The 25,920-nt window shown below is 64.2% G+C and carries 18 protein-coding genes and 4 pseudogenes; 10 read left to right on the forward strand and 12 right to left on the reverse strand.

Features of this window, described 5'->3' with window-relative positions:
- Window positions 1-684: 684 nt before the first annotated feature.
- From ACLIVD_RS37920 to ACLIVD_RS37940, 5 genes are all read right to left on the reverse strand, one after another.
- On the reverse strand, window positions 685-2,031 hold the full coding sequence (locus ACLIVD_RS37920) for an MFS transporter (protein WP_491933138.1): 1,347 nt from the start codon (window positions 2,029-2,031) through the stop codon (window positions 685-687).
- 23 nt (window positions 2,032-2,054) lie between these two features.
- The gene (locus ACLIVD_RS37925; protein ID WP_491933139.1) at window positions 2,055-3,782 is read right to left on the reverse strand and encodes a dihydroxy-acid dehydratase domain-containing protein; all 1,728 of its coding nucleotides are present in this window, start codon (window positions 3,780-3,782) and stop codon (window positions 2,055-2,057) included.
- A gap of 371 nt (window positions 3,783-4,153) precedes the next feature.
- Window positions 4,154-5,545, reverse strand: coding sequence for an MFS transporter (locus ACLIVD_RS37930; protein ID WP_491933140.1), 1,392 nt, complete (start codon window positions 5,543-5,545; stop codon window positions 4,154-4,156).
- 427 nt (window positions 5,546-5,972) lie between these two features.
- Complete coding sequence (locus tag ACLIVD_RS37935; protein WP_491933141.1) at window positions 5,973-6,989, reverse strand: LacI family DNA-binding transcriptional regulator; 1,017 nt, start codon at window positions 6,987-6,989, stop codon at window positions 5,973-5,975.
- Between the two features lie 170 nt (window positions 6,990-7,159).
- A protein-coding gene (locus ACLIVD_RS37940) for an IS5 family transposase (RefSeq protein ID WP_491933075.1) occupies window positions 7,160-8,069 on the reverse strand; the annotation gives its coding sequence in 2 pieces (ribosomal slippage) (window positions 7,160-7,693 and window positions 7,695-8,069; 909 coding nt in all).
- A gap of 426 nt (window positions 8,070-8,495) precedes the next feature.
- Between ACLIVD_RS37940 and ACLIVD_RS37945 the strand changes: the two genes are divergently transcribed.
- Both ACLIVD_RS37945 and ACLIVD_RS37950 read left to right on the forward strand, forming a co-directional pair.
- A complete protein-coding gene (locus ACLIVD_RS37945; RefSeq protein WP_491933142.1) occupies window positions 8,496-9,677 on the forward strand; it encodes a CaiB/BaiF CoA transferase family protein in 1,182 nt (393 codons plus the stop codon).
- Window positions 9,661-10,461, forward strand: a complete 801-nt coding sequence (locus ACLIVD_RS37950) for an enoyl-CoA hydratase/isomerase family protein (RefSeq protein WP_491933143.1) — start codon at window positions 9,661-9,663, stop codon at window positions 10,459-10,461. Before ACLIVD_RS37945 ends, ACLIVD_RS37950 begins: the two co-directional genes overlap by 17 nt.
- A gap of 76 nt (window positions 10,462-10,537) precedes the next feature.
- Here the strand turns inward: ACLIVD_RS37950 and ACLIVD_RS37955 are convergent, their stop codons facing one another.
- A complete protein-coding gene (locus ACLIVD_RS37955; RefSeq protein ID WP_491933144.1) occupies window positions 10,538-11,890 on the reverse strand; it encodes an FAD-dependent oxidoreductase in 1,353 nt (450 codons plus the stop codon).
- A 57-nt stretch (window positions 11,891-11,947) separates the two neighbouring features.
- Between ACLIVD_RS37955 and ACLIVD_RS37960 the strand changes: the two genes are divergently transcribed.
- Complete coding sequence (locus tag ACLIVD_RS37960) at window positions 11,948-12,181, forward strand: hypothetical protein (protein ID WP_202715254.1); 234 nt, start codon at window positions 11,948-11,950, stop codon at window positions 12,179-12,181.
- 26 nt (window positions 12,182-12,207) lie between these two features.
- On the opposite strand, the gene ACLIVD_RS37965 is transcribed toward ACLIVD_RS37960, so the two are convergent.
- Together ACLIVD_RS37965 and ACLIVD_RS37970 are read right to left on the reverse strand one after the other, a co-directional pair.
- Window positions 12,208-12,339: a hypothetical protein gene (locus ACLIVD_RS37965; RefSeq protein WP_491933145.1), complete on the reverse strand. Its 132-nt coding sequence runs from the start codon at window positions 12,337-12,339 to the stop codon at window positions 12,208-12,210.
- 126 nt (window positions 12,340-12,465) lie between these two features.
- Entirely contained in the window at window positions 12,466-15,261 is a 2,796-nt protein-coding gene (locus tag ACLIVD_RS37970) for a helix-turn-helix transcriptional regulator (RefSeq protein ID WP_491933146.1), read from the reverse strand.
- Between the two features lie 181 nt (window positions 15,262-15,442).
- Between ACLIVD_RS37970 and ACLIVD_RS37975 the strand changes: the two genes are divergently transcribed.
- The 4 genes and pseudogenes from ACLIVD_RS37975 (at window position 15,443) to ACLIVD_RS37990 (ending at window position 19,051) form a co-directional block, all read left to right on the forward strand.
- On the forward strand, window positions 15,443-16,357 hold the full coding sequence (locus ACLIVD_RS37975; protein WP_491933147.1) for an MBL fold metallo-hydrolase: 915 nt from the start codon (window positions 15,443-15,445) through the stop codon (window positions 16,355-16,357).
- Window positions 16,358-16,379: 22 nt separating this feature from the next.
- Window positions 16,380-17,885, forward strand: a complete 1,506-nt coding sequence (locus ACLIVD_RS37980; protein ID WP_491933148.1) for a carboxylesterase/lipase family protein — start codon at window positions 16,380-16,382, stop codon at window positions 17,883-17,885.
- Between the two features lie 39 nt (window positions 17,886-17,924).
- Window positions 17,925-18,307: pseudogene (locus ACLIVD_RS37985) on the forward strand (RidA family protein).
- A 309-nt stretch (window positions 18,308-18,616) separates the two neighbouring features.
- Complete coding sequence (locus ACLIVD_RS37990; RefSeq protein ID WP_241962226.1) at window positions 18,617-19,051, forward strand: AMP-binding enzyme; 435 nt, start codon at window positions 18,617-18,619, stop codon at window positions 19,049-19,051.
- 365 nt (window positions 19,052-19,416) lie between these two features.
- Here ACLIVD_RS37990 and ACLIVD_RS37995 read toward each other — a convergent pair.
- Window positions 19,417-20,682: pseudogene (locus ACLIVD_RS37995) on the reverse strand (IS30 family transposase).
- Between the two features lie 444 nt (window positions 20,683-21,126).
- Between ACLIVD_RS37995 and ACLIVD_RS38000 the strand changes: the two are divergent.
- Complete coding sequence (locus ACLIVD_RS38000; RefSeq protein WP_491933149.1) at window positions 21,127-21,309, forward strand: hypothetical protein; 183 nt, start codon at window positions 21,127-21,129, stop codon at window positions 21,307-21,309.
- Window positions 21,310-21,447: 138 nt separating this feature from the next.
- Here the strand turns inward: ACLIVD_RS38000 and ACLIVD_RS38005 are convergent, their stop codons facing one another.
- Window positions 21,448-22,482: an Lrp/AsnC family transcriptional regulator gene (locus ACLIVD_RS38005; RefSeq protein WP_491933150.1), complete on the reverse strand. Its 1,035-nt coding sequence runs from the start codon at window positions 22,480-22,482 to the stop codon at window positions 21,448-21,450.
- 174 nt (window positions 22,483-22,656) lie between these two features.
- On the opposite strand from ACLIVD_RS38005, the gene ACLIVD_RS38010 reads away from it, so the two are divergent.
- Window positions 22,657-24,012: an MFS transporter gene (locus ACLIVD_RS38010; RefSeq protein ID WP_491933514.1), complete on the forward strand. Its 1,356-nt coding sequence runs from the start codon at window positions 22,657-22,659 to the stop codon at window positions 24,010-24,012.
- A gap of 26 nt (window positions 24,013-24,038) precedes the next feature.
- The gene (locus ACLIVD_RS38015) at window positions 24,039-25,571 is read left to right on the forward strand and encodes a M81 family metallopeptidase (protein WP_491933151.1); all 1,533 of its coding nucleotides are present in this window, start codon (window positions 24,039-24,041) and stop codon (window positions 25,569-25,571) included.
- Here ACLIVD_RS38015 and ACLIVD_RS38020 read toward each other — a convergent pair.
- Window positions 25,489-25,749: pseudogene (locus ACLIVD_RS38020) on the reverse strand (transposase); the annotation flags it as partial. The gene ACLIVD_RS38015 and the pseudogene ACLIVD_RS38020 overlap by 83 nt on opposite strands.
- Window positions 25,740-25,919 (reverse strand): annotated as a pseudogene (locus tag ACLIVD_RS38025) (helix-turn-helix domain-containing protein); the annotation flags it as partial. The pseudogenes ACLIVD_RS38020 and ACLIVD_RS38025, both read right to left, overlap by 10 nt.
- Between the last annotated feature and the right edge of the window lies 1 nt (window position 25,920).

Below are 25,920 nucleotides of genomic sequence, written 5' to 3' on the forward strand. Positions count from 1 at the left end.
AGCCTCACAGCATCTCGGACCCGGTCCTTGAACTCCGTGACGTCTATCGAGATGACGTTTGTAATGTTCCTCGGGGTGGGACCACCAATCGGCGCCCAGAGTAGCGCAAAGTCGAGAATGCCATTGCCGCTGCGACTGTTCCACAGAGTCATGGGCGACTGCCGCTGCACGGTGTCGAGGATTCGAGTTTATTTGTGGTGCATGGGGTGTCCAGCTCGTGAAGGCGTAGCAGGGATCCGTCCGGGCAGGGTTTGCCGCCCAAGTTTCTTGCCGGGTCAGTTTCGGCTCCGCTGACGGCAGCCACACCGGGGCGGTTCGGAGCGACCCGCGAAGGGATTTACCTGCTCACGGTTTCTGGCTGTTCGGGAAGGATCTCTATCGTTCCAGGGCGTTTGTACGCTGATTCCCCAGTCGCGACGGCACCCACCTCAAGGGAGACGAGCGCCGTCACCGACTTGCCACGGTACGTGACTGAGCCGAAATCGGCGGGATCCCAATCGAGGCGGGCGCCCATGTGTCGCGCTGGTCCTTCTTCAGCGTTCCTATTGATCAAGACCACGGGGCAACCGAAAGGATCATGCGGGACATCCGAGGAGCCGAACAAGCGTCCTCTGCTGCCACGCGTACTCTACCGCGGCATCAAAGCCGCCCGACGCGTAATACCGAAGTCGCTGGACTTGTGTGTCATTGCCGACCTGAGTCAGACGCTGCAAAGCGTGTCGTCTCGTCGCCTACAGGCTTGGCATCAGTCGCGTCCATCTCCCGGCGCAACGTCTCCGGCCCCATCCACAATGCCACCAATGCAATCACCGCCAGAGCTGTCATGTATCCCACGATCGCCCACCATGACCCGGTCCATGCGAACAGGGCAGTAGCAACGAACGGAGCCAACCCGCCGGCCAGAACGGAGCCGACTTCCCGCGAGAACGCAAAGCCGGACAACCGGAATTCTGTATCGAACAGTTCGGCGTACCAGGCGGCTTGGGGGGCAAGCATGGCGGGGTAGGCGAATCCCAACCCGATGGCGAAGGCCAAGATCACTGCGCCCGTCGAGCCTGTCCCGGTCAGCATGAAGAAGGGTGCGAGCCACAGCATGGACCCGACCGCTCCTGCGATGTAGACGGGTTTCCGGCCGACTCGGTCGGACAGCGCACCATAGAACGGGACAGTAATCAGCTGTATTGCTGAAGCAATCATCACTGCCCACAACGCCACCGAGTCACCCAACTCGAGAGTCTTCGAAACGTAGGCGACACCGAAGACGGGCAGAAGGTAGGCGAAACCGTTCTCCCCCATCCGCGTACCCACGACGATGAGGAAGCTGCGCGGATGCTCTTTGAGCGCAGCGAACAGTGACCGCTTCTGTGGTGCGGTGCGGTGTAATTGCATCTTTTCGAAGGCTGGCGGCTCCTCCACTCGTCGCCGGATGATGTAGCCAACTACTACGCACACGGCACCGAGGAGGAACGGAACTCGCCACCCCCACGATTCGAACTGCTCCTCGGGCATGAGTAGGAAGAGATAGAATACGGCGTTCGCCAGCAACGTGGCGACTGAGAAGCCGAGTGGCGCCCATGCACCCGCAAGACCGCGCTTGCCGGGTACCGCGTGCTCGACCGAGAGTACGACTGCGCCTGCGTACTCCCCTCCCGCTCCGAATCCTTGAATCAGGCGCAGAAAAATGAGCAGGATGGGGGCAGCGATACCGATGGTTGCGTACGTCGGGAGGAGGCCGATCGCCGTTGTCGCACCGCCCATGAGCAATAGGGTCGAAACCAAGACCTTCTTGCGGCCAACACGGTCGCCCATTCGCCCAAGGATCAACCCTCCAATGGGTCGCGCCAGGAACCCGACCGCGTATGTGGCGAAGGCGGCCAAGGTCCCCACCAGCGGATTCTCGGACGGAAAAAATAGTCTGTTGAGAACTACCGCGGCGGCGGTGCCGTACACGATGAAGTCGTACCACTCGAGCACTGTTCCGACGAGGGCGGCGATGGCGGCTCTCCTCGGCTGAGTTGCTGTATTCGACAACGTCTCGATTCCTTTCTGAACGCCTACTGCGATATCGGGCGTCGCAGGACCGCACCCTGCTGTATGGGGCCCACAAGTTGGGCATACTGGCCGAGCCAACCGCGTTCTCGGCCCGGGGTACCGGAATGTACGGGCGCTCCCGGCCGAGTAGGGTCCGCATCAAGCGTGCGTGTGTCGAGGTCGATGGAAATGATGTCACCAGGTTCCACGCCGGCGAGTGGTCCCCCGTCCGCTGCTTCAGGCATGACCTGGCCGACGACTAGTCCATGGTTGAGTCCTGACAGTTCGCCGTCTGTCACCACCGCGACCTGGCCGCCGAGCCCTGCGCCGTTGAGGGCCGCCACGAAGCTTGCCGCGAACACCGTGCCCGGGCCACCGCGTGGCCCCATACCGCGAAGGACAATGACATCGCCTGGCGTAATTTCCCGGTTACCGAGAGCCGTGATTGCCTGGTCCTCGCCTAGGAATACCTTCGCTGAGCCCGAGAACTGACGACGTGCGTTTCCGACGCCCGCGACTTTGACGATGCACCCATCAGGAGCAAGCGAACCACGAAGAATCAGCAACCCACTCTCGTTGCGTATCGGGTCCGAGAGTTCATGCAACACTTCGCCGTCCGGTTGAGGGGCTGTCTCGGCTCGCTCCATCACGGTGTCACCTGTCACTGTCAACGCTGTGCCGTGTAGTCGTGGAAGCAAAGCCTTCATTGCGGCTTGAGTGCCCCCTACCCGCTCGAGATCCCATACCTGGTTGGTCCCGTTCGGTCGTATTGCCGCGAGTTGGACGCCGGATTTTGCTCGTTCCTCGAATGTGGCGACAACATCCATATCGAGGTCGGCTTCATTGGCAACTGCTGCGAGATGACGAATACAATTGACCGATCCCCCCAGTGCAAGGGCTACTTCGACAGCATTCTCAATGGCGTCTTTGGTCAGCACCTTTCGTGCGGTCAATCCTTCGGCGACCATTTCGACGATTCGAGTACCAGCAGCAGCAGCGCGTTCGCGCATCCTGTCTGAGTTCGCTCGAATGGGTGCCGAGCCAGGCATTGTCATTCCGAGGGCTTCAGATAGGACGTGCATGGTGTTCGCGGTAGCGAGTCCTGCGCAGACGCCCGGCCCTTGAATCGCGGCATCGGCTAGGTCACCGAGTTGATCGACGGTCATCTCGCCGGCATTGACGGCGCCGACAGACTCGTAGACGGTGTCGATATCCACCGAGCAGCCTGCGTATGTGCCTCCCCGTTGATACCCGCCGATGACCAGAATGGAGGGGATGTCTAGTCGTGCTGACGCCATGAGATGGGCGGGGGCCGTCTTGTCGCAGGAGGACAAGCAGACCATTCCGTCGAGTACGGCCCCTTCCACTGCGGCTTCCACATCGTTGACGATGAGGTCACGGGTGGGAAGGAGGTATCGCGCCTTTCGTCCGGCGCTGGTTACGAAATCGCTCGGTGCGACAGTTCGTATCTCGAGCGGCAAGCCGCCAGCTTCCCAGATCGCCTCAGCTACCACATCGACGATGTCGTCGAGATGGGCGAAACAGACAGAAAGCCGGGATGAGGTGTTTACGATGGCGATCTGTGGTCGTCCCTGGTCCTCAACCGATCGCCCGAGCGCGGTCCATTGGGCGCGACGGACAGCCCACCGGGTTGTGCCAGGGACGAAGCGACTTCTGAGTTGGCCGGGCTGACCGCGATCATTATCTGGCAACGCGTCAGCCGTCGTGGAGATGGGTCGGTTGATGGGCATGTTTACCTCCTGTACTGCAGTCGAAATGACCGCGTGAAGAACTTCAAGTAGGAAGGTCAGAGTGCACTGCCGGAACGTTGCAGGCCCCTTCGCGCCTCTGTGCCACCGATGTCTCGGTACGCGATGGAGTTCGGCGGCGATCGAATGGTCCGTGTGCTGCGGCGTGACCGTACTCGAAACACTGCGCGGTAAGAGGACAATATTTGGTGATCGGCGCTGAGAGATCGTCCGGCGACGATACTTCCTTCGCCGCATCTCGGAACGAGGCTGAGGTACGGGCTCTCGCAGTAGTCGCCGATGAGCCTACTCATGGCAACCTGCTGTCCTCCTGGACACATGAGAGATTGGGGGTACCGGTGAGCGCTGTTTTGTCAGCGCTGCTGGTTCGAACTCGGTGGAAATCTCGTCCGGTCCTGGGCGTCGACATCCTGCAAGGAGATCCCGCAGGTCTCGCGCGCGGCCGAGATTGCGATCAGTGAAACACTCGCCGCGACTACCAGGTAAATCGCAATCGGGATCCACGAATGATACTCACGCAGAAGGTAAGTCGCGATGAATGGGGCAACCGACCCGGCGAAGACTGAGGTCACTTGGTAGCCGAGCGATACCCCGGAATACCGAATACGTGTCGGGAACATCTCGGACATCATCGCAGCCTGCGGCGCGTAGACCAGCGCATGAACGGCCAATCCAAGCGTCAGCGCCACGATCACGAGCACGATGTTTCCCGTGTTCATCAAGGGATAGGAAGTGAACGCCCACAACACCATTAGCAGCGCGCCGGTCATGTAGATGGGTTTGCGCCCGATCCGATCGGTAAGGCCGCCAATCACCGGAATCAGGATGAAATGCAGCAGATGCGGAATTAGCATAACCAGCAAGACATTTTCGATCTTCATTCCGACCTTGAAGGCCAGGTACGTGATCGAGAAGGTAACGACAACCTGATAGAGGATGTTCTCGCCGACACGTAGTCCCATCGCGATCGCAATCTGCCGCGGATACTGTCGAATCGCCTGCGACACACTTGACCGGTTCTCGCTGCGCTGCTCCTCGGCCTTCAGCGACTCCAGGAAGATCGGCGCGTCGTCGACATGAGTGCGAATGTAGTAGCCGATGATGATGATGACCGCTGAGAGCCAGAACGCCAGTCGCCATCCCCAACCAAGGAATGCCGATTCCGGCATGACGAAGGCAAGCACGGACAAGACCATGGTCGCGACAAGGTTCCCCAAAGGAAGCCCCGCCTGTGGCCAGCTCGCCCAGAAGCCGCGGCGACGGTCGGAGCTGTGCTCGCTGACCAACAGAACTGCACCACCCCATTCGCCTCCGACTGCGAATCCCTGAACAAAGCGGAGAATCACGAGAAGCCCTGGCGCCCAATAGCCGATACTGCCGAAGCCGGGGAGGCAGCCCATTCCGAACGTGGAGATCCCGACCAGCAGAAGGCTGAACTGCAGCAGTTTCTTGCGGCCGAACTTGTCGCCGTAGAGACCGAAAACCACACCGCCGAGCGGACGGGCGAGAAAGCCGACCGCGTAGATGAGCAGTGCACTAAGTACGCCGTCGAGGGCGTTGTCGGTCTTCGGAAAGAACAGGGTGCCGAAGACTAACGCGGAAGCCGCGGAGTACAGAAGAAACTCGTACCACTCCGCGACAGTCCCGGCCATCGAGGCGGCGACTACCTTGCGCAGGCCGCTGTTTGACGGCTGGGACGATTCGGTCATTGGCGAAGCCATCGAGGTTCGCTCGGGAGGATTCATTGCATTCCTTGAGGAGGAGCGGGGTTGGACGCACGACTGTGGTCGCAGTCACAAGGCGGGTGAAGTAAGTAAAGCACCCACCGCCCCGGTGCGCAACCGGTTGTGCATGTTGTCCCAGAAACCTCGAACTGCGCGGCACACTCGTCGAGGTGTGCAATTGCTTCCAGAGCAGAACTCGAGATCCTCGAAACCTGACGGGACCGAATCCTGGCGAATTTACGGTCGCGCTGCCTGCTAGTCGAATGCCGCTGCGGTTCCTTTCGCCGGGGCGACATCATGGAGCTCGCTGATCGATCGCGGGGCGGCAAGTCGCCGCCGAGGTCGGACTACCCGAGCTGAAAACGGTGGTGCGTCCTTGACCTCCGCGGACGCTTCCGCGGTAAGGGCAGGTCGTTCTTCGTCCGCGATCGGGCCCGCTAGTCCCGAGTCACGCCTTCGTCGGGGCAATCGAGGTGCCCCGCACCAGTAGTTCGGGGGCGGGATCGTCGATCGTCACATTGGAGAGCGCCTCCCCGTCGAGGTGCCCGAGGAGCATTTCCGCCGCCGTGCTGCCGATCTTCGACAGCGGCATTCGCACGGTGGTGATGGCCGGGAATACCGTCTCCGATACCCAGGTGGTGTGGATCCCGACGATGGACATCTCCTCGGGAACCTTCACCTGCGCTCGCTGCAGTTGGGAGAGTGCACCTATTGCAGCGTTCACACTCGCCACCACTAGTGCAGTTGGCCGATCGGGCCGTACGAGGATGGCATCAACCGCGGCCGCTCCAGAGGGAGCCTCCCATCCGAGCTCATGTACCCATTCCGGCCGAGAGGCAAGGCCGTGTGAGGCGAGCGTTTCCTCGAAACCGATTCGGCGGCGGACTGCGGTGTCGTGTGTGGGCGATCCGCCAATGAATCCGAGGTCGCGGTGACCGAGGTCTATCAGATGCTCTGTCGCGATACGGACGCCTTCGGCATCCGGCAAGATGACCGATCCTGTCCGGTCATCGAGTCGGCAGTTGACAAAGACAGTGGGGATGCCCTCGGGGACAACTTCGCGAAGCTCGTTGTCATCGAAGTCTTCGCGGCGCTGGATCAAAATACCGTCAACTCGCCCTTGCTTGAGCAGGCGCTGCACGGCATCGCGGCCTTCCGGCGCGTGGTCGACGGTGCCGATGAGGACATCGATCCCCGCTGGGGTGGCAACCTGCTGGATTCCGGACAGCATCTCGGCGAAGACGTGGTTGTTCGGGTCGGGGACGATCAGTGCGATGGCGCCGGAGCGATTGAAGCGCAGTGCGATGGCGCGTCGGTTCGGGACATACCCGAGGTGCTCCGCGATCTCGAGGATTCGAGTGCGGGTGTCCTCGCGAATCCGTGCGTTGACGTCGCCGTTGAGCGCCCTGGACGCAACGGATTTCGACACGCCGGCGGCGCGTGCGACGTCATTGAGGCTCACCATCACGACTCAGTATAGAGAGCAGGATATCGATCAGCACCGGCACGGTCATGGCGGCTCTCAGATGCCGCAGCGATCTTGACCCATGTCCAGGCGAGGGCGGCGACGTTGTCGAGGACCTCCGGGATTCGACAGAAGGTCTCGCTTGTCTTCGAGTGCGTCCTTCGGGCGCGTTAGGACATGTCTCCTAATAGTTTGAGCCACTCGACGATGCCGGCGAGCAGGAATCCGGCGCGGTAGGTGAGGGCGAGTTTGTCGTAGCGGGTGGCCACCGCACGCCACTGTTTCGCCTTGTTGAAGGCCCGTTCGACCACGTTGCGCCCCTTGTAGGACTCCGGGTCGAAGTTCGGTGGCCGCCCACCCGAGCGGCCCTTGTTCACCCGGTTCGCTGCCTGATCGGTCTTCTCGGGGATTACCGCCTTGATGCCTCTGCTGCGCAGCAGTTCCCGGTTGGCCCGTGATGAGTACGCCTTGTCGGCCCGGACCTCGTCGGGGCGCGTGCGGTGCGCTCCGCCGGCGAGCCGCGGGACGCAGATTCCCTCCAGTACGTGGGCGAACATCGGACTGTCACCGGCTTGGCCGGGGCCGACCAGCACCGACAGTGGGCGCCCGTGACCGTCGCACGCCAGGTGCGCCTTGCTGGTCAACCCGCCCCTCGACCGGCCGATGCCGTGATCGGCAGGCTCGTCACCGAGGTTCGTGTAATTCGGTAGATCCCCCTGTGTGGCGGGCGGCGTTCGCACCGTGCTGATGGACACGGACCACTGTGGAATCGACCGATACCGCCCAGTCCAGGTTCCCGCCGGCGTCGGCCATCGCGACCAGAGCCGTCAGCACCCGATCCCAGGTTCCGTCTCCGGCGTAGCGGCGATGTCGCTTCCACACCGTCTTCCACGGCCCGAAATGCGACGGGAGATCTCGCCAGGGCAACCCGGTCCGCAGTCGATACAGCATCCCCTCGACCACCACACGATTGTTCCGGAACTTCCGCCCCCGGAGCCCGTCGGAACTGGGCAACAGCAGCTCGAGCAACTCCCACTGCTTGTCCGTCAACACCTCAAACCGATCAACAACGTCTGCCACACCGAAGAGTCTGCAGCACAACACCACAAATCATTGGGAGACACACCCTAGCAGCGCCTGATCGATCACGGGTCAACACCTTACGTTAATGGTCACGGCGGTCGCCGGGGAATTCGAGTTGTTCGCCGTGGATCACGCCGCTGACTCTTCGGCCAGCAGGCAAAGCCACACGACGACGTTGCTCCAGGTGGCACCCAGGCTTCTCAGCTCGCCGTCTGGCGATCGATTGCCCTGCGCTCCGACGTCGTAGGCACAGCGCAAAACCCAATGAACAACCGGTTGTGCAACCGGTGCTGCCGTGCTTTACTGCATTAAGTACCAACTGCCTCGCACCGAGACACCGGGCGGGGCCCACAAGCCAGCCCGTAGCTCGCAGCGCACAGGTCGATGCGACCGGGTCATTCGTACTCACGCCCGGGAGGGTCCATGCTGTCCGGAATACGCGTTGTCAGTTTCACCCATTTCCTGCAGGGGCCGTCGGCCACCCAGATGCTCGCGGACCTCGGTGCTGAGGTAGTCAAAATCGAATCTCCCGCAGGCGCTTTCGAGCGAAGCTGGTCCGGACCTGACGCCTATGTCGGCGATGCCAGCGTCTTCTTCCTGCTCGGCAACCGGAATGTCCAGAGCCTGTCGATCGATCTGAAATCCGAGAAGGCCAAGTCGATCTTGCTGAAACTGATCGACGACGCGGACGTGCTCATCGAGAGCTTCCGGCCAGGCGCCCTCGATCGGCTCGGATTCGGCTACGAGGAACTGTCCGCCCGCAATCCGCGGCTGGTGTACTGCTCGCTGTCCGGGTACGGCTCCGCCGGCCCGTACCGCGATCGGCCAGGCCAGGATCTACTGTTGCAGTCGCTGTCCGGGCTCGCGAACGCGACCGGCAGCGCCGACTCACCGCCCACGTCGGTGGGCGCCTCCGTCATCGATCAGCACGGTGCCGTCCTGGGCGCGTTCGGCATCCTCGGTGCCCTCCTCGGGCGCGAACGCACCGGCAAAGGATTCAAGGTCGAAAGTAATCTACTCAACGCCGCACTCGACCTGCAGATCGAACCGATCTCTTACTATCTCAACGGGTTCCGGGGCGAGCGGAGCCCGACCGGTATCGGGTCGCGCTACTACAAGGCGCCGTACGGGATCTACCGCACCGCGGACGGGCACATCACCGTTTCGATCACCGCCCTGTCGATCCTTTCCAAGGCGTTCGATGACGACTGGTTCACCACGATCGCCGCGGACGACGAATACGACCGCCGTGAGGAGATCAACGAGCGCATCTCCAAACACCTCGCCGAGCGGACAACCCAGGAGTGGGAGGCGCACTTCACCGAGCACAAGGTCTGGTTCGCCCCCGTCAACGACTACGAAGCCGTTGTCAACGATGCCCAGGTGCTGCACAACAACAGCTTCCTTGAGTTCGACTACCCCGGTAGCGGCCCGGTCAAGGTGCTCGCTCACCCGATCCGCTACGACGGCCAGACACCGGCCGCCCGCACGCTGCCTCCCGCCCTGGGAGAACACACCGCGTCCATCTTGAGCACACTCGGGCTCAACGACAGCGAGATCGACGCACTCGCACAGGAAGGAGTTGTCCGTGTCCACAACACTTGAGGAAATCCTCGTCGCACTGGAAACCGGTGAGGGCGTGGCAACCATCACCCTCGACCGGCCGCAAAAGTTTAACGCCCTCAATTCGGCGATGGTCCAGCAGTTCAACAAGGCCCTCGACACTGTCGCCGAGGATCCCGATGTCCGCGCCGTTGTGGTTACCGGCACCGGGAAGGCGTTCGCCGCCGGCGCCGACATCGCCCAGTACGAGAAGGCAGATGCCGCCCAGTTCGCCGCGTTCACGCGCGCCTGCAACGCCTTGTGCGACCGGATCGACACCTTCGAAAAGCCCGTCATCGCCGCGGTGAACGGACTCGCCCTCGGCGGCGGATTCGAGATCGTCCTCGCCTGCGACATCGTGATCGCAGCCGAATCGGCGGCCTTCGCCCTGCCGGAGGTCTCCCTCGGCCTGTTGCCGGGTTGGGGTGGCACCCAACGCCTTCCCCAGTTCGTCGGCCCGAACCGTGCACGACATCTGATCATGACCGCGGGCCGCCTCAGCGCCGCCGAGGCCAACCAGTCGGGCATCGTCGCGCAGATCTGCGCTCTCGACGACCTGACCGAGACCGCGCGTACACTGGCCACCGACATAGCCGGGCGGGCCCCGCTGGCGGTCGCCGCCATCAAAAAGGCCGTCGGCTACGCCACGGCAGCGGTGCCCGGCAACCGGGGGCCCGGTTACGCCCTGGAGCAGAGCCTGCTCTTCGACCTATTCGCCTCCGAGGACGGTCGGGAAGGCATCGCCTCGTTCGTCCAGAAGCGGCCGGCCCGGTTCACCGGGCGTTGACCCAGCACACACAACAAGGTCGGGGCGGTCTCCACGTGGAGGCTGCCCCGACCTGTTGCGTTGCACCATTCAGCGCTTACAGGTCGCTGCCGTTGGCGGCCATGCGCTCGCGGACAGCCTCGCCGCGGATCTCCCGGAGGGGCACATCGCGCTGAAGCGACTGGTGCACCGCGACGGCCGCCGCGTGCCCGTACTCGAAGCATTGGGCGGTCACCCGGGCAGAAGCCAGCGCTTCGTGCTCGGCTCCCAGGCACCGGCCGGCAACGATGATGTTATCCCCCACCTCGGGGATCAGCGCGTCAAACGGAACCTCGTAGAAGTCGTCGAGGATCCAGTGCAGTTTCGGTTTGTCACCGTCGTGCAGTTCGATCGGCCAGGGCACCCGCGCGATACCGTCGGGGCGCTTGCGGTGATCGAGCACATCGGTATTGGTGAGCCGTTCCGCGGCCGCGATGGTGCGGGTCTGCCGGATGCCGACCTCGGTGCCGGTATCGACGACATAGCTGTTCTCGCACCCGGGTATGCGCAGCTTCAGGTACTCGGCGTAGCTGCGGACCTGACGACGTCCCCCGATCTCGGCCTCGGTGAAATCGACCGGGTCGACGACGTTGAGCATGCGCCCGTCGAACCCGACCAAACGAGTGGCGTTGACCATCAACTCCCCCGGCCGCGGCGTCTGGAAGATCCAGATCTTCTGCCGAGGGAGGTCGAGCCCCTCCTCGCGCGCGGCGACGATGTCGGCGGACACCTCCGGCGGGCAGATCGTGTCGTGGCCGTAGAAGTCGAGAAACCGGTCGACGTCGACACCGGCGATCCGGAAGAACATCGTCGGATTCTGGATACGCCCGCTGTCCCCGTAGGTGTATCGGTGGCCCGCACGGGCGACGACCGCACCGTCACCGGAGGCGTCGATTGTGCGCCGCGCCCGAATCGATGAGCGACCCGCGGTGGACTCCACCACCACACCCTCGTGTGATGCCCCATCCATGATCACACCGACCACGTTGGTGTGGAACAGAATTCGCACGCCGGCGTCGAGCAGCATCGATTCCGCCGCCTCGCGCCAGACCAGCGGATCGTGCGCAGCGGTCCAGGTCTTGCCGTACATCTGCGGCGCTGTCAGACCACCTCGTTTGGACAACTCGACGGAGAATCGCTCGGAAAAGCCCTGCACGACCTGCAGGGGCGAACCGGGTGTCTCTGACGCTGCGTACATTCCGCAGATGGTGCCGGACATCCCAGCGACGGCAGCGCCACCACAGAATCCGTACTTCTCGACCAGGACCACGCTCGCGCCGGCCTCGGCCGCCACCGTCGCGGCCGCAACACCAGCGGCGCCGCCGCCCACGACGAGAACGTCGACGGTGTCGAGAACCGGCAGGTCACAGTTAGTGCCGACAATTGATGTTTCTTTCCAGTTCGTGATCATCTCTGATGCTGCCCTCGAATGTGCGATGTGTGTGATCCGAGAAGGATCGGCGGTGGAATGGGTGAGCCGACGATCGGTTCCCCACGCGAGTCAAGCACAGATACTTCCGATGAACAACCGGTTGCGCTCCTTTGGTTGTTCGGAAATGCGGCCACTGCGGACATCTGGATGCACCACACCGGGGACATCCTGCTGCAGAGCGGCCGGCGGCGGATCGGCACCGTCGCCGGAGTGCCGTTCGGATTCGGCCTCGCCGGTCGGTCTGTCAGGTCCGCCGTCGCCGAAATCTGACGATTCGTCCAGAACCAGCACGGCTTTCAGGACCGGGGCGGCACACGACGCGGCAGGCATTCCAAGTGACCACCGCGGCTGCGCTCGCGGTACTCGGCGTCCATCTCCGACGGGCACACCACCGTGGTGACCTTCTTCATCACCGGCTCGCTCAGCATGGTGCTCTCACTCCTGCACACGCTTTCCCCGGAGCTGCTCGCCCTGCGCGTCCAGGAGACCGTTTGGTCCGGCGCGATGGCGCACGGTATGCCTCAGGTGACTGCTTCCCGGGCCGGAGGTTGCCCTCATTCCTGCTGGCGGGCCGTGGCGAGGGTGCCCTCGATGAGGTCGCGCAGCTGGGAGCGGGCGGTGATGCCCAGTTTCGGGAAGCTGCGGTAGAGGTGCGAGCTGACCGTGCGCGGGGAGAGGAAGAGCTTCTCGCCGATCTCGCGGTTGGTCAGCCCGCGGGCGGCGAGCCTGATGATCTGCTGCTGTTGCGGGGAGAGTTCGGCAAGCGCGTCGGGGGCGGTGTCCGTGACGTCGAGGCCGGCCGCGCGCGATTCGGCCCGAGCGCGCTCGATCCACGGGCGTGCGCCCAGGCGCCGGAACGTCTCCAGGGCCTCGGTGAGTGGTCCGCGCGCCTCGGCGATGCGGCGACGGCGCCGCAGCCATTCGGCGAGGTCGAGCAGGGTTTGCGCGCGTTCGAAGGGCCAGTATTCGAGCACCGGATCGGCCAGGGCCGCCCGGAAGTGCGGCTCGGCGACCTCGGGCTTCGCCAGCAGACCCCGGGCTCGGCTGATCAGCGCACGCAGACGAGGGGAAGCGTTGTCCGCCAGTGCGTTTGCCGAACGCTCGACGATCCGGGCGGCCTCGTCGCTGCGCCCGCAGCGCACTGCGGCGGCGGCCAGATCCGCCAGGGCCGGGTAGCAGGCGTGGTAGTGCACGGGGGTGCCGTCTGCCGTGAAGATCATGCGGAGTTGGTCATACGCGGTCTCGTACGCGCCTTCCGCGGCGGCCGCGGCACCGAGCGCACGACGGGCATACACGGCGACCGAGCGGCTTTCCAGCGGATCGATCAGGGCGAGTGCCTCCTCGGCTCTGGTACGGGCTGAGGGCGCATCGCCCTGGAAGGCCAGCACGGCGGCGTCCACGGTGGCCGCGCAGGCCACGGCGTGGTCGAGGCCGGCCGCTCGGCCGACCGCGGTGGTGCGGGTGCACGCCTCGCGGGCTTGTTCCCACCTGCCGCGCTCGACATAGGCCCAGGCGACCGCTCCGCCGAGACCCTCTGGCAGAGCTCCCTGCAACTCCCAGCGGTGGAAGGCTTCGTCGAAGGCGCGGACGGCCTGTGGGGTCTCGTCCAAGAGCCAGGCCATGATCCCGACGGTGATGAGCTGCTCCGGCCGTGTTTCCGCCTCGGCGGCCAGCTGGGGCAGCAGGGCGACGAGTCCCGCCCGCTCGTCGAAGGGGTCCGAGACAGCCCTCACCCAGGTGCGCACACCGGTGTTTGAGGCATCGTCGGGCAGGCCCCGCAGGAGGTCCTCGATGCGGTGGCGCTGGGTGTCCTCTCCGGCGTAGAAGCGGACCACGGCCGCGCCGGCCAGGAGGTCCAGCGCTGCGGCGGGCTGGGAGTGCGCCAACTGCTCGGCGGCCTCGGTCAGGCGGGAGAACACCGTGGCGTGGCGCACCGTCAGGACCGCCAGCCGTCCGGCGTGCACGGCGGCGGAGGCGAGCAGCGACGGGTCATCGGTGCGCGCGCGTGCCGCGGCGGCCAGTTCCTCGACCCAAGCGATGTCTCCGGTGAACACGGCCGCTGAAGCGGCTTCGACCAGCAGCCGGGCGCTGTCCTCGCGCCGTGGTGCGAGTTCGGCGGCGCGCTGCAGGGCCTTGCCCGCCGCCGCGTGCCCGCCGCGCCGACGGGCCCGGGCGGCGGTCCGCTCCAGCTCCGCCGACACGTCCGCGTCTGGCCCCGGGCAGGCGGCGGCCAGATGCCAGGCACGCCGATCCGGTTCGCCCCGCAGCATCTCGGCGAGCGCGAGATGCGCCTGTCGCTGGGCACCCGAGGATGCGGCGTGATAGACGGCGGAACGGACCAGTGGGTGGCGGAACCGGACGTCCCTGCCGGTGCGGCGGACCAACCCGGCCTGATCAGAGGGCAGCCAGGCCGCGTCCTGGGCGGCCGGCAGTCCCACCGCGGCGGCGATCGTGGAGTCGGCGCTGTCCATGGCGGCCAGAAGCAGCAGCGCCTCGGCCGTGGAAGTGGGGAGCCCGCTCAGGCGGGCGGTGAAGATTCGCTCCAGGTGATCGGTGAGCGGGAGCGGACCTGCGGACGGCGGCGGCGCAGCCGTGACGTGTGCCGATGCTGCCCTCGTCAGTTCCACCAGCGCCAGCGGGTTACCGCCGGCCTGCTCGAGGATCCGTGTCCTGGTGTGGCTGGTGGGGCTCGTCGGCTGCAGGTCGAGCAGCCGACCCGCCGCGGCGTTGTCGAGCGGCTCCAGGGTGAGCGTCGGCACATGACGGTCGAATCCCGGGACATGATCGCCGCTACGGGCTCCGATCAGTATCGTGACCGGTTCACCTGCCAGCCGTCGGGCGGCGAAGGACAGCACGTCCAGGGAAGCGCGGTCACACCACTGCGCGTCGTCGAGGACCACGAGCACAGGTCCCCGGTCGCCCAGATCTGACAACAGATTCAGGACGGCGACCCCGACCAGCATGAGATCGGGTCCCGACGGGGCCGGGCCCGCGCCGAAGGCGTGCACCAGCGCAGCGCGCTGCCTTTCCGGTAGTCCGTCCATCTCGGCCCGCAGCGACCGCAGCAACTGATGCAGGGCGGAGAACGCCAGGCTCGACTCCGACTCGCTGCCCTCCGCGCGCAGTACCCGAGCACCGCTCGCTTCGGCCCGGCGGACCGCACGGTCGAGCAGTGCACTCTTGCCCGTGCCCATCTCACCGGCCAGTATCAGCACGGGATCGGCCGACGCCGAGTCCACCGCACGAAACAGGCGTGCCAGTTCCGCGTCCCGGCCGAGGATCAACTCCTCCGGATCCGGATCCGGATCCGGTCTCGTCACCGCACCGAGGTCGCCTGTGTGCTCGTCCACCGAGTCTCCCGGAAATTGAATTGTGGTTTTGGATCGAAGTCGCCTCGCGCTGGCCCGTCCAGGCTACAAGCGCCCCGCGCCCAGGCTCTGCGCGCAGATGCAGTCACGTTACCGATACCGCGCGCGCCGGGGCCGCTCGTACTGTTTCTAGGGAATCCTCCGCATTCTCCAAGGACACTTCATGGACCAGATCACGCTCGGCAATGTCACCATCACCCGGGTATGGGAGTACTTCGGCTCCGTCGACATGACGCCCGACACCTTCTTCCCGGATAGTCCGAAAGAGGTGTGGGGCGACAACGCCTCCTGGCTGACGCCGAACTTCCTCGATTCCGAGACCAACATCGTCAATTCCGCGATCCAGACCTGGCTGCTGCGCAGCGGGGGCAAGACCATCCTGGTCGACACCGGCGTGGGCAATCACAAGGACCGCCCCTACGCACCGGTGTGGAACCGCCTCGAAACAGGCTTCCTCGCCAATCTCGCCCGGGCCGGCGTCGAGCCCGAGGACGTAGACATCGTGATCAACACCCATCTCCACATCGATCACGTCGGCTGGAACACGTACCTGCACGACCAGCAGTGGGTGCCCACGTTCCCCAACGCCACCTATCTGATGCCGAAGGACGACTTCGACTTCTGGAATCCCGCAAACGACCACAAGCCACTGCTCGGTCGCGGCAACCAGAACGTCTTCGAGGACAGCGTGGCCCCGGTGCACCAGGCCGGCCAGACGCTACTGTGGGAGAACAGCCACCAGATCGACGCCGACCTGCGCCTCGACCCGGCCCCCGGACACACCCCGGGCTCCTGCGTGCTGACCCTCATCTCCGGGACAGACCGCGCGGTGTTCGTCGGTGACATGCTCCACAGCCCCGTGCAGATCGTCGAGCCCCACGCCAACAGCTGCTTCTGCGAGGACCCCGCGGGCTCGCGCGCCACCCGCCGCAAGGTGCTGGGCTGGGCGGCCGACAACAACGCACTCGTGATCCCCGCGCACTTCGGCGGCCACGGCGCCGCCGAAGTGGTCCGCGAAGCAGACAAATTCGCCATCAAAGGCTGGGCCCCCTTCGCCCCGTACACCGAGCAGGCCTGAGACCCTGAGGAAAGTCACCACCGTGAACCTCCACCACCCCGACCCCATCGTGACCACGGCGCACGGAACCGTTCGCGGCCTGCGCCAGGGCGACACCGCCGCTTTCCTCAACATCCCCTACGCCGCCCCGCCACGCGGCGCCGGCCGATTCGCGCCGCCCGAGCCGCACGAGCCGTGGGACGGCATACGGGACGCCACCGCGCCCGGACCCAACGCGCCGCAGTCCGAACGCAAGCTCGGCAGCGTGAACATGACCCCCTACTTCGGCACCGGCTGGAGCCGCGGCGACGACTACCTCACCGTCAACGTCTTCACACCCGCCCACGGCGGCGGTAGCGGTGGTGACGACCTGCCCGTCATGGTGTTCGTCCACGGCGGCGGATTCGTCGCCGGATCGACGCGGTCCGCGATGTACGACGGCTCCGCCTTCGCCCGCGACGGCGTCGTCCTCGTCACCCTCAACTACCGACTCGGCATCGCCGGGTTCCTCGACATCCCCGGGGCGCCCGCCAACCGCGGCCTGCTCGACGTCGTCGCCGCACTGCGCTGGGTGCGGGAGAACATCGCCGCCTTCGACGGTGACCCGCACAACGTCACCCTCTTCGGCCAGTCGGCCGGGGCGACCATCGTCAGCGGCGTCCTCGCCACCCCCGACGCCACGAGCCTCTTCCGTCGGGCCATCGTCCAAAGCGGCAGCGGCCTAGGGGCATTCACCACCGATCAGGCCGCCTGCGTCACCCAGGCAGCAGCCGAGGCCCTGGACATCGAGCCCCACCTCGACGCCTTCGCGGACATCTCCGACGCCCGCCTGGTCGAGGCCGCCTCCCGGCTCGCGGGCATCGACCTGCACACCGAGACCCACCACGACCCACTGATCGGACTCAGCCCCTTCAGCCTCGTCCTCGACACGCAGCCCGCCGAATCCGTCACCGCCGGGCACAGCAGCGACATCGACCTGCTCATCGGGACCAACACCGAAGAGGGAAACCTCTACCTGGTCCCCGTAGGCAAGTACTCCACCTCGACCGCCGGGGACGTCGACGACACGGCGGTGCGCTCGCACCCAAAACCGACGCAACTCGTCGAGACCTACCGCACGACACGCCCCGAGGCGTCCCTCGGCGAGCTGCGCTCCGCCATCATGGGCGACGCGCTGTTCGGCGCGGGCAGCTGGGCCCTGGCCGGCGCACACGCCGCCCACCCCGAGTCCGCCACCTACGCCTACGAGTTCGCCTGGCGCTCCCACGCCCTGGACGGACAGCTCGGCGCCACCCACGCAGTCGAGCTGCCCTTCGTCTTCGACCGCACGGATCGGCCCGAGCTGAAAGGCCCCGACGCCCTACTCGGCCCCGACAAGCCCCCCACCGATCTCGCCACCCGCATGCACGCCGCCTGGGTCCGGTTCGCCCAGACCGGCAACCCCGGCTGGGACCCGTACGACACCGAGCGCCGGGCCACCATGCGCATCAACGCCCACTGGACCCAGGTCGACGACCCCAGAAGCCGCGAGCGCCAAGCCTGGAGCTGACCCGCATGTGGATCCGTCCGCAACCTCACAAGCAACACCGTGACCAGAACCGTCATCACCACCGAGAACGCACCCACCCTGCCGGCCCCGCTGTCCCAAGGCATCCGTAAGGGCCCCTCCTGCAAGTCTCCGGGCAGCTCCCCTTCGACCCGGACACCGGTGAGGTCGCCGGCACCACGGTCGCCGAACAGACCACACAGGCCCTGCGCAACGTCACCGCCGTCCTAGAGGCGGGCGGCGCGGGCCTCGAGGACGTCGTGATGCTGCGCGTATACCTCACCGACCCCGCCCATCTGGCCGAGATGAACGAGGCATACACCGCCGCCGTCGGCGAGCCCTTCCCCACCCGCACCACCGTCTACATGCAGCTTCCGCCAGGCCTGCTCGTCGAGGTCGACGCCCTGGCAGTGCTCGACGACTGATCGCGATGGCCGGTCGTCTGACGAGGACGCTCACCAACCCGAGGGTTCCACTGCCGCAACTGCCGGACCCCTGTGCGCACTCGCCGGACGACCGGCACCACCCTCTGTGCCTCAGCCCGAACGCCTCATCCACGGATTGTTCAAATAATAGGGGCGTTGCCGCTGGGCGCGCGTCGACATCAACGGTGCCACCGCAGTCCGGTCTGAGCACGCCTACTACCAAGGCCAGCGACGGCAACCCGGTCCCGGACCGGCGAGAAGGCCCAGCCTGGATCAAACCACCCCTCCCCTGTCGCTCTCGCCACACTCGTGGTCCCGACAACCATCTACTCCGAGCGCATCGACACCCTGCCAACCGAACTCAGTGACCTGGTCCGCGCAAAGATCGGCGCCATCGCCTCGCTCTCCGGAGTCGACATCGTTCCCAGGCTGCCGAAAACCCGATCCCGCAAAATCCTGCGCCGCACCCTTCGGCAGATCGTGGACGGGCAAACATCCGATACCCCCTCGACGATCGAGAACCCCACAGTCGCGGGGGATCGTCAAAGTCCTCCGCCCCAACACCGATCCCGGGGAGCCGACGCAACCACACCATCGGCTCCCCGATCCCGTACCGGTGGCGACCAAGACGACATCAGCGCCAGGCAATCGCTTCGCAGCCGCCGAGCTCGCCCCACCCTCCGCCGGTTCGCTGCATCCAGTGGTAGGTCGATACCCCCAACCACCCAACAGAATCGACAATGATGCCGCTACATTTGGCGTGCACCGCCCGGAAACACCCCGCACCGCCGTGTTCCGGATCATCGCCGGCACTTATTCCCCACTTCGAAGCTTCGAGCACTGGCCCGCGATGAACAGTTCGGAAGCTGCCGACCACTGACAATGGGCTGGTGACATCGCACAAGTTACCATCAGTGAATCTGTAACCTACCGCGCTGAATGAACCATCCCGAGTCTGATGCACACAGTGTCATTTGTGTGCGACCGGTCGGTCGGCACGGTATTCAGCGTAGTTTCGTGGCCTCGTACTCGGTTGGAGGGATTCGCGCGAGGCGGTGCATAAGCCTGGCGGGTGTTGAACCAATACACCCACGCAGAGGTGGGCGGATTCAACCGGTCGTCGCAACAATGTGCCGCGAGGACGAGTGTACCTGTTCGGCAAACACTTCCGCTGGAGTTCTCCAACCGTGGATCTTCGAGGGCGGTTGTTGAGCGCATCAGCGATCGCCTGAAGTTCACGGAACTTGTATCGCGACAGATCAGTACCCTTCGGGAAATACTGCCGCAGGAGCCCATTCATGTTCTCGCTCGTCCCGCGCTGCCATGGACTTTACGGATCGCAGAAGTAGACACGGATACCCGTTGGTGCCGTCAACTCAGCATGACGCGCCAGTTCCCTTCCCCGATCCCATGTCACGGATCTGCGTAGATGCTCGGGCAATGGTGTCAGCGTCGCGGCCAGAGCATCACGAACGGACACCGAACCATATCCGGACAGCGCCTGGCCCGTGCTTCATCATCGCCGCTATCCCATAACCTTTCAGGCGCGGCAGATGTAGCAGTGTCGTGAATCTGCTGGTGCGCGCGACCGGCGTGCCGATCGCGGACCGGTTCAGACCTGATAGCGAGGTCGCCCCCCCAATGCCCCAGCGTCTTCCGACTCTCGACCTCCCCCGGCCGAGCTCCGATGGTCACCTCATTGGTGATGAAACCGATGCGCTGCTTCCGTGCTCGCGCACGAGGCTTACGTACCGCCCGACCGGTGCGCAGGCACGCGGCGAGCTCCCGCTCCAAGCCGCCACGCCCCTCGATGAAGAGCGATTGGTAGATCGCCTCATCTGAAATGCGCATCGACGGATCCTCCGGATAGTCGATCAGTAGGCGACTCGAGATCTGCTCCGGACTCCACGCCGTCGCCCACCAACGGTCACCGCGCCGAGGCTTGTTGCGGCCAATCAATCGATCGTGTTCGGCGACCTTCGCCGGCTTCGGGCGCCTGGCGGCGAGGTCGGCCTTCCACTGTGCGGTCGACGCCCGGTATGAGAGCTTCCCATTACCGGTGGCGGCGTTCCGCCGCAACTCTCGCGAGATCGTCGACGGGGATCGTCCGAGTCGGCCAGCGATGCCGCGCATACTCATACCCTTGGCTCGCCGCAGCGCGATATCCTCGCGTTCGGTGAACGACAGGTACCTTCCCGAGACCGGGATCGACTCGATCGGTGGCATCCCGACAGCCTGGCGGAACCAACATGTCCCTACCGGCCCCGACACGCCGCACGCTGTCGCTGATTCGTCCTTGTGAGACCTTCGGCGATCCGCGCCCAGAATGCCCGCTCGAGGTCTCGGCGCACCGGAGGACGTCCCGGTGACCGCATCACCGCACGCCCCGTAAACGCTGCCGCCCACCCGGGTGGCGTCCCATTCCCACACCTCCATGATCGAGGTGTTGCTTCCACCAGTTGAAGCTGGTTTGCGACCCACGTCCGAATGGTGCGCAGCGCGTTCATCTGCTGCATCGACCGCAGCGTGCAGGCCTGGTTCACCGCCCGCTGCACGAAGGCGGTCTCCTTGGACGCCGACACCTCCCAACCGACAATCGTGCCGGCGAACGCATCGATCACGATCGTCGTGTAGCGAAGCCGGGCACCATCCGCACGTACGTGAAGTCTGCGACATAGAGGGCGTCGGGCCGGTCGACCCGAAAGTTCCGGTCGACCAGATCCGGCGGCCGCCGGCACCGATAGCTCCGGCACGGTGGTGCGAACCCTCTTCGCCCGGGTGGCACCACCCCACCCGTTGACACGCATGAGCCGCTCCACGTGCAGCGGGCCACCTCGATACCCTGGCGGCGCAGGTGGGCCCACATCTTCAACGAGCCGTACAGCGACTCCGGTCTGCGCCCACCGTGCTCGTCACGCTCGACGCAGTACGAGGCCAGCACCGCGGTGATGGTGGCGTCCCACAACGCCCGCCTCGACAACGGCCGCGTCAGCCAGGCGTAGATGGTTCTCGGGGCGATCGTGCACTGAGCGCACGGCAGATCCGTACGACCCCGAACTGATCGCGGTGTTAGGTGTGCATCAAACTCGGGACGATTCAGAACGCGACAGGGTGCGGGTGTGGGTGCCGCCCGCAGCTGCCTATATCAGGTGGTCTTCAGTACGGAACCACGGATCCACCGGAATGACTCGGACGCACCGACCTTGCTCGTCGACTATCCGCCCGTAGACCTTCACCTGGCGCAGAACCAACCGACGGTCGACCACTTCCACAGAAGGGTGATCCCGAGCCAGCCGAAGCAGCAGCTCGTCGAGATGTTCCAGAGAACGCAGATTCACGATGACGCAAAGGTTTGCAGGGCTGGCGACAGCTGCACAATGGCGTGTTTCGGACCAGGTTCCGATGGAACGGCCGACCACCTGCATGTCTGCGTCGGGCACCCGAATCCAGAACAGAGCCATGGAATGCCAACCTACGAGCGAACGTGCCACGTCGCATCGAAAGACGATATCGCCATGGCGACGCAGGCGGTCCAGCCTTCGTTTCACTGCTTGGGGTGTGCTGCCGAGATCATCGGCGAGATCGGTGTAGGCACGCCTGCCGTCATGTCCCAACGCCAGGAACAAGGCGTGATCCCCGCTGTCCAATGATCTGCTCTGCGGAGTGGTTTCCGCACGAGCTATCGGCGATGGGGGTTTTCCCAGTTCATTGCGGACCTGGTCCATCTGCATGCGATTCAAGACACCCAGACGCCAGAAAATTCCTCCGAACGTGCTTCCGTAAACGTGAGTGCGTAGACGAACAACTGCATCAGGAACCGGCAGCGCTTCCAACAAGGCAACAGAGATCCCAGCAAGAGTGGGGGCGAGCATCAGCGCCAGCACCTGATACTCACCGGTTGTGACGCAAACCGTGCTGATGTTTGGGACCTCGGACAGCTCCCGCGCAACGGACAACTCGGACCCCGGCCGACACAAGAATTCTACTACCGCACCGCGGGACCCCCAGTTACTTAACGACACCGAGATCCACGCCGCCCCCGATTCAGCGAGCCGCTGCCATCGACGTGCCAGAGTGACCGGCGCCAGTTCGAGGACATCACCCAGCGCCGCCCAACTGGCGCGTGGGTTGACCTGCAGAGCATCTACCAACGCAAGGTCGAGTTCGTCTAGCATGTGGCCCCTTCCCTTCGGCGGGATCCGACAATGTCGTTTTCAATCAAAATATGCCGAGAATTAGCATCTTTCCATCATTCTGTAGGTGGGATGCCGGTGCTCACGCACTCTTGTCAACATTCCATGGCAACGGCCGCCGTGCAGAACATCTGGCAAGAGTTGGAGAACACCACTATGGTCGACATTGGCGCCACTATCGATCGCGACAAGCTTTATCGGAAAATCGGCCTGCGGATTCTGCCGCTGCTTGTGCTCTGTTACACCTTCGCCTACCTAGACCGGGTAAACATCGGGTACGCAAAGCTTCAGATGACCGAAGATGTAGGGATCAGCGAGTCAGCGTACGGTCTGGCAGCCGGGATCTTCTTCCTCGCGTACGCTCTCTTCGAAGTCCCCAGCAACTTGCTTCTGGAGAAAATCGGCACTCGCAAGACCCTCTTCCGGATCATGGTTCTATGGGGAATCACCTCTGCGACAATGATGTTTGTTACCAACGCGATGACGTTCTATGTACTGCGATTTCTTCTCGGGGTCTTTGAGGCCGGTTTCGCGCCTGGCATCATCTTCTACCTGACCTTATGGTTTCCGCGGGCGCGGATGGCTGGGGCGATGGCTCTGCTAATGATCCCTGGACCGCTGGGATCAATGATCGGCGGGCCGATCTCGTCCTGGACAATCACCAGGTTCGACGGAACGCTCGGTCTCGCAGGGTGGCAATGGATGTTTCTCGCCGAGGGTCTGCCATGTGTCCTGCTCGGGTTCGTCGTGTGGAAAACGTTGGTAGACCGGCCGAACCTGGCGAGTTGGCTCACCGACGCCGAGAAGGCAGTAATCCAGCAGGAGGTGTCGGATACGGAGGACGCTGCGTCCACCCATAACTTTCTACAAGTCTTGCGGGATCCCCGCATTTACGCGCTGGCCATCGGGTACTTTTGCCTGATCGGCGGCCTGTACACCGTCGCATTCTGGTTGCCGACGATTCTCAAAGAAAACGGAGTCGCAAGCACGACGCAAATCGGGCAATTGTCCGCAGCCCCCTATCTCGTCGCGCTGCTCGTCATGTTTCCACTCGCCCGCCACTCGGACAAGCGGGGCGAACGACGCCTGCACAGCTCCGTGCCAGCCCTTGCCGCTGCGGCCGCGCTTCTTATCTCAGCGCTGACGGCGAACAATTTCCTCGTCTCGTTCGTTGCGATCATCGTGGCCACAGCGTGCCTACAGGGTGCCTATATCGTATTCTGGGCCATCCCAGCCGGCTACCTCAGCGGAACAGCCGCCGCGGGCGGTATTGCCTTCATCAACAGCATCGGCTTACTCGGCGGATTCTTCAGCCCGACACTGATCGGCTACATCAAGGATTCGACTGGAAGCGCGTCCCCCGGGTTAGTGGTCATGGCAGGGGTGGTGCTCGTCGGCGGGTTGCTGATCTTCGCGAACCGCCTTCCCCGCAAATCGCCGTTCGCGGCAGATGACCCGAGCCCCCGACCCTTGGCCCGCGACTCTGCGCCCCTTGCCAACAGAAACCCTTAGAACCGAACCATGAGGAGGAATTTGCTGTGCGCATACTAGTGGCAGGCTTCCAACACGAAACGAACACATTCGCAGTGGGACCGCCCGCGAGTTACGACAGCTTCGTCAACGGCGAGGGATTTCCCGCTCTGCGACGGGGAGGCTCTGTGCACGAACTCGAGGAGGTCAACATCCCGATGGGAGGGTTCCTCAAGGAGGTCAAGAGCAAAGGTATTACGATCGTGCCGGTCATCTGGGCAGGAGCGAGCCCGTCTGCTCCAGTGACACGCGATACATATGAAAGGATCTGCGGTGAGATAACATCCGCGGCTGCCGTCGCCGCCCCCGACGCCATCTACCTCGACCTCCACGGAGCGATGGTCGCGGAGCACCATGACGATGGTGAAGGCGAACTTCTAACTCGATTGCGGGCGATCGTCGGGGATAGAGTGCCCATCGTCGCAAGCCTGGACCTGCACGCCAATGTCACGGCTCGAATGGTCGAGAACGCCGACGCTCTCGTTGCCTACCGCACGTATCCCCACACCGACATGGCCGAAACGGGGGCGCGAGCCGCGGGTTTGCTGCTCAGGCTCACTGCTGGGGAAACCCTCCATTGCGTGATTCGACGCATCCCATTTCTGATCCCGATCAACGCGGGATGCACATTCACAGACCCGGCAGGACTCGTCTACGAAAAACTCGGAGCCCTTGGGGGCGATACCTCGTGCATGTCCTTTGCCGCCGGATTCCCGAGCAGCGACTTTCCTGAGTGCGGGCCCACAGTGTGGGGATATGGAAGTGACCGGGCGGACCTTGAGCGCGCCGTCGAGGTCCTCTACAACGAAGTTGTCGGACGCGAGTCCGAATGGATGGTATCGCTACAGGGTCCGTCGGCCGCCGTGGGCGACGCCATCAGGATTGCGGGCGCATCCACCCGCCCCGTAATCATTGCGGACACCCAGGATAATCCGGGAGCTGGTGGTAACGCCAATACGATGGGCATTATCCGGGCTCTTCTCGACGCCGATGCGGAGCGCGCAATAGTCGGTGCGATTTGTGACCCCGACGTCGCTTCAGCCGCGCACGCAGCGGGACCGGGGCAACCGATCACGGTCGCTCTCGGCGGCCAATCGAGTATCCCTGGCGATGAACCCCTCAAAGAGACGTTCGTAGTGGAGCGAGTCTCAGATGGTCGGTGCCGCTTCGGCGGCCCGATGATGCGTGGCAATGAGATCGACCAGGGCCCATCCGCCTGCCTTCGAATTGGCGGCGTCAGAATCGTCGTCACAACCTGGAAGTCACAGTTATTCGACCGCAACCAATTCCGGATGGTCGGCTTAGAACCCGAAGATAGCGAAATCGTGGTCGTCAAGAGTTCGGTGCATTTCCGAGCGGACTTCCAACCGATCGCTCATTCCATTCTCGTTGCGAAGGCCCCCGGCCCTGTCGCTGCCGATCCATCGGACCTTCCATGGCAGAGGTTGGCGTCCGGGATCAGAATCGGACCACTCGGCGTGCCTTTTGGTGGGCAGAATCACAACAGTCGGGCTTGTCGTGGGATGAGGGTATTTCAGTAAGGGGCGAAACCGGAGTTGCCCACTCCAGGGTCTTGCGGGGTCGAGTATTCAACTGGGAGGCAACCTCGACCAGACGCTCTGAACTATGGATGCTGAGGTCGCTGGCTTTGGGAAAGTACTGACGCAGAGGCCCGTTGAGGTTCTCATTGCTGCCGCGCTGCCACGGCGAGTGGACGTCATCGTGCGACCGAACCGCCATCGTGTCCCGGTCCGGCGGTTGATTCCGACACGGCGGCACGCCTCAGAGTTACTCACCCCTAGCCGGATCAGCCGAGCGAAGTGATAGGCGTCCCGGTGGAGTAGTGGGGTTTGGGCTGAGCGGCGCGGCTCCGACGTAGAGAGGGCCATC

The sequence above is a fragment of the Rhodococcus sp. G6(2025) genome, from assembly GCF_058628105.1.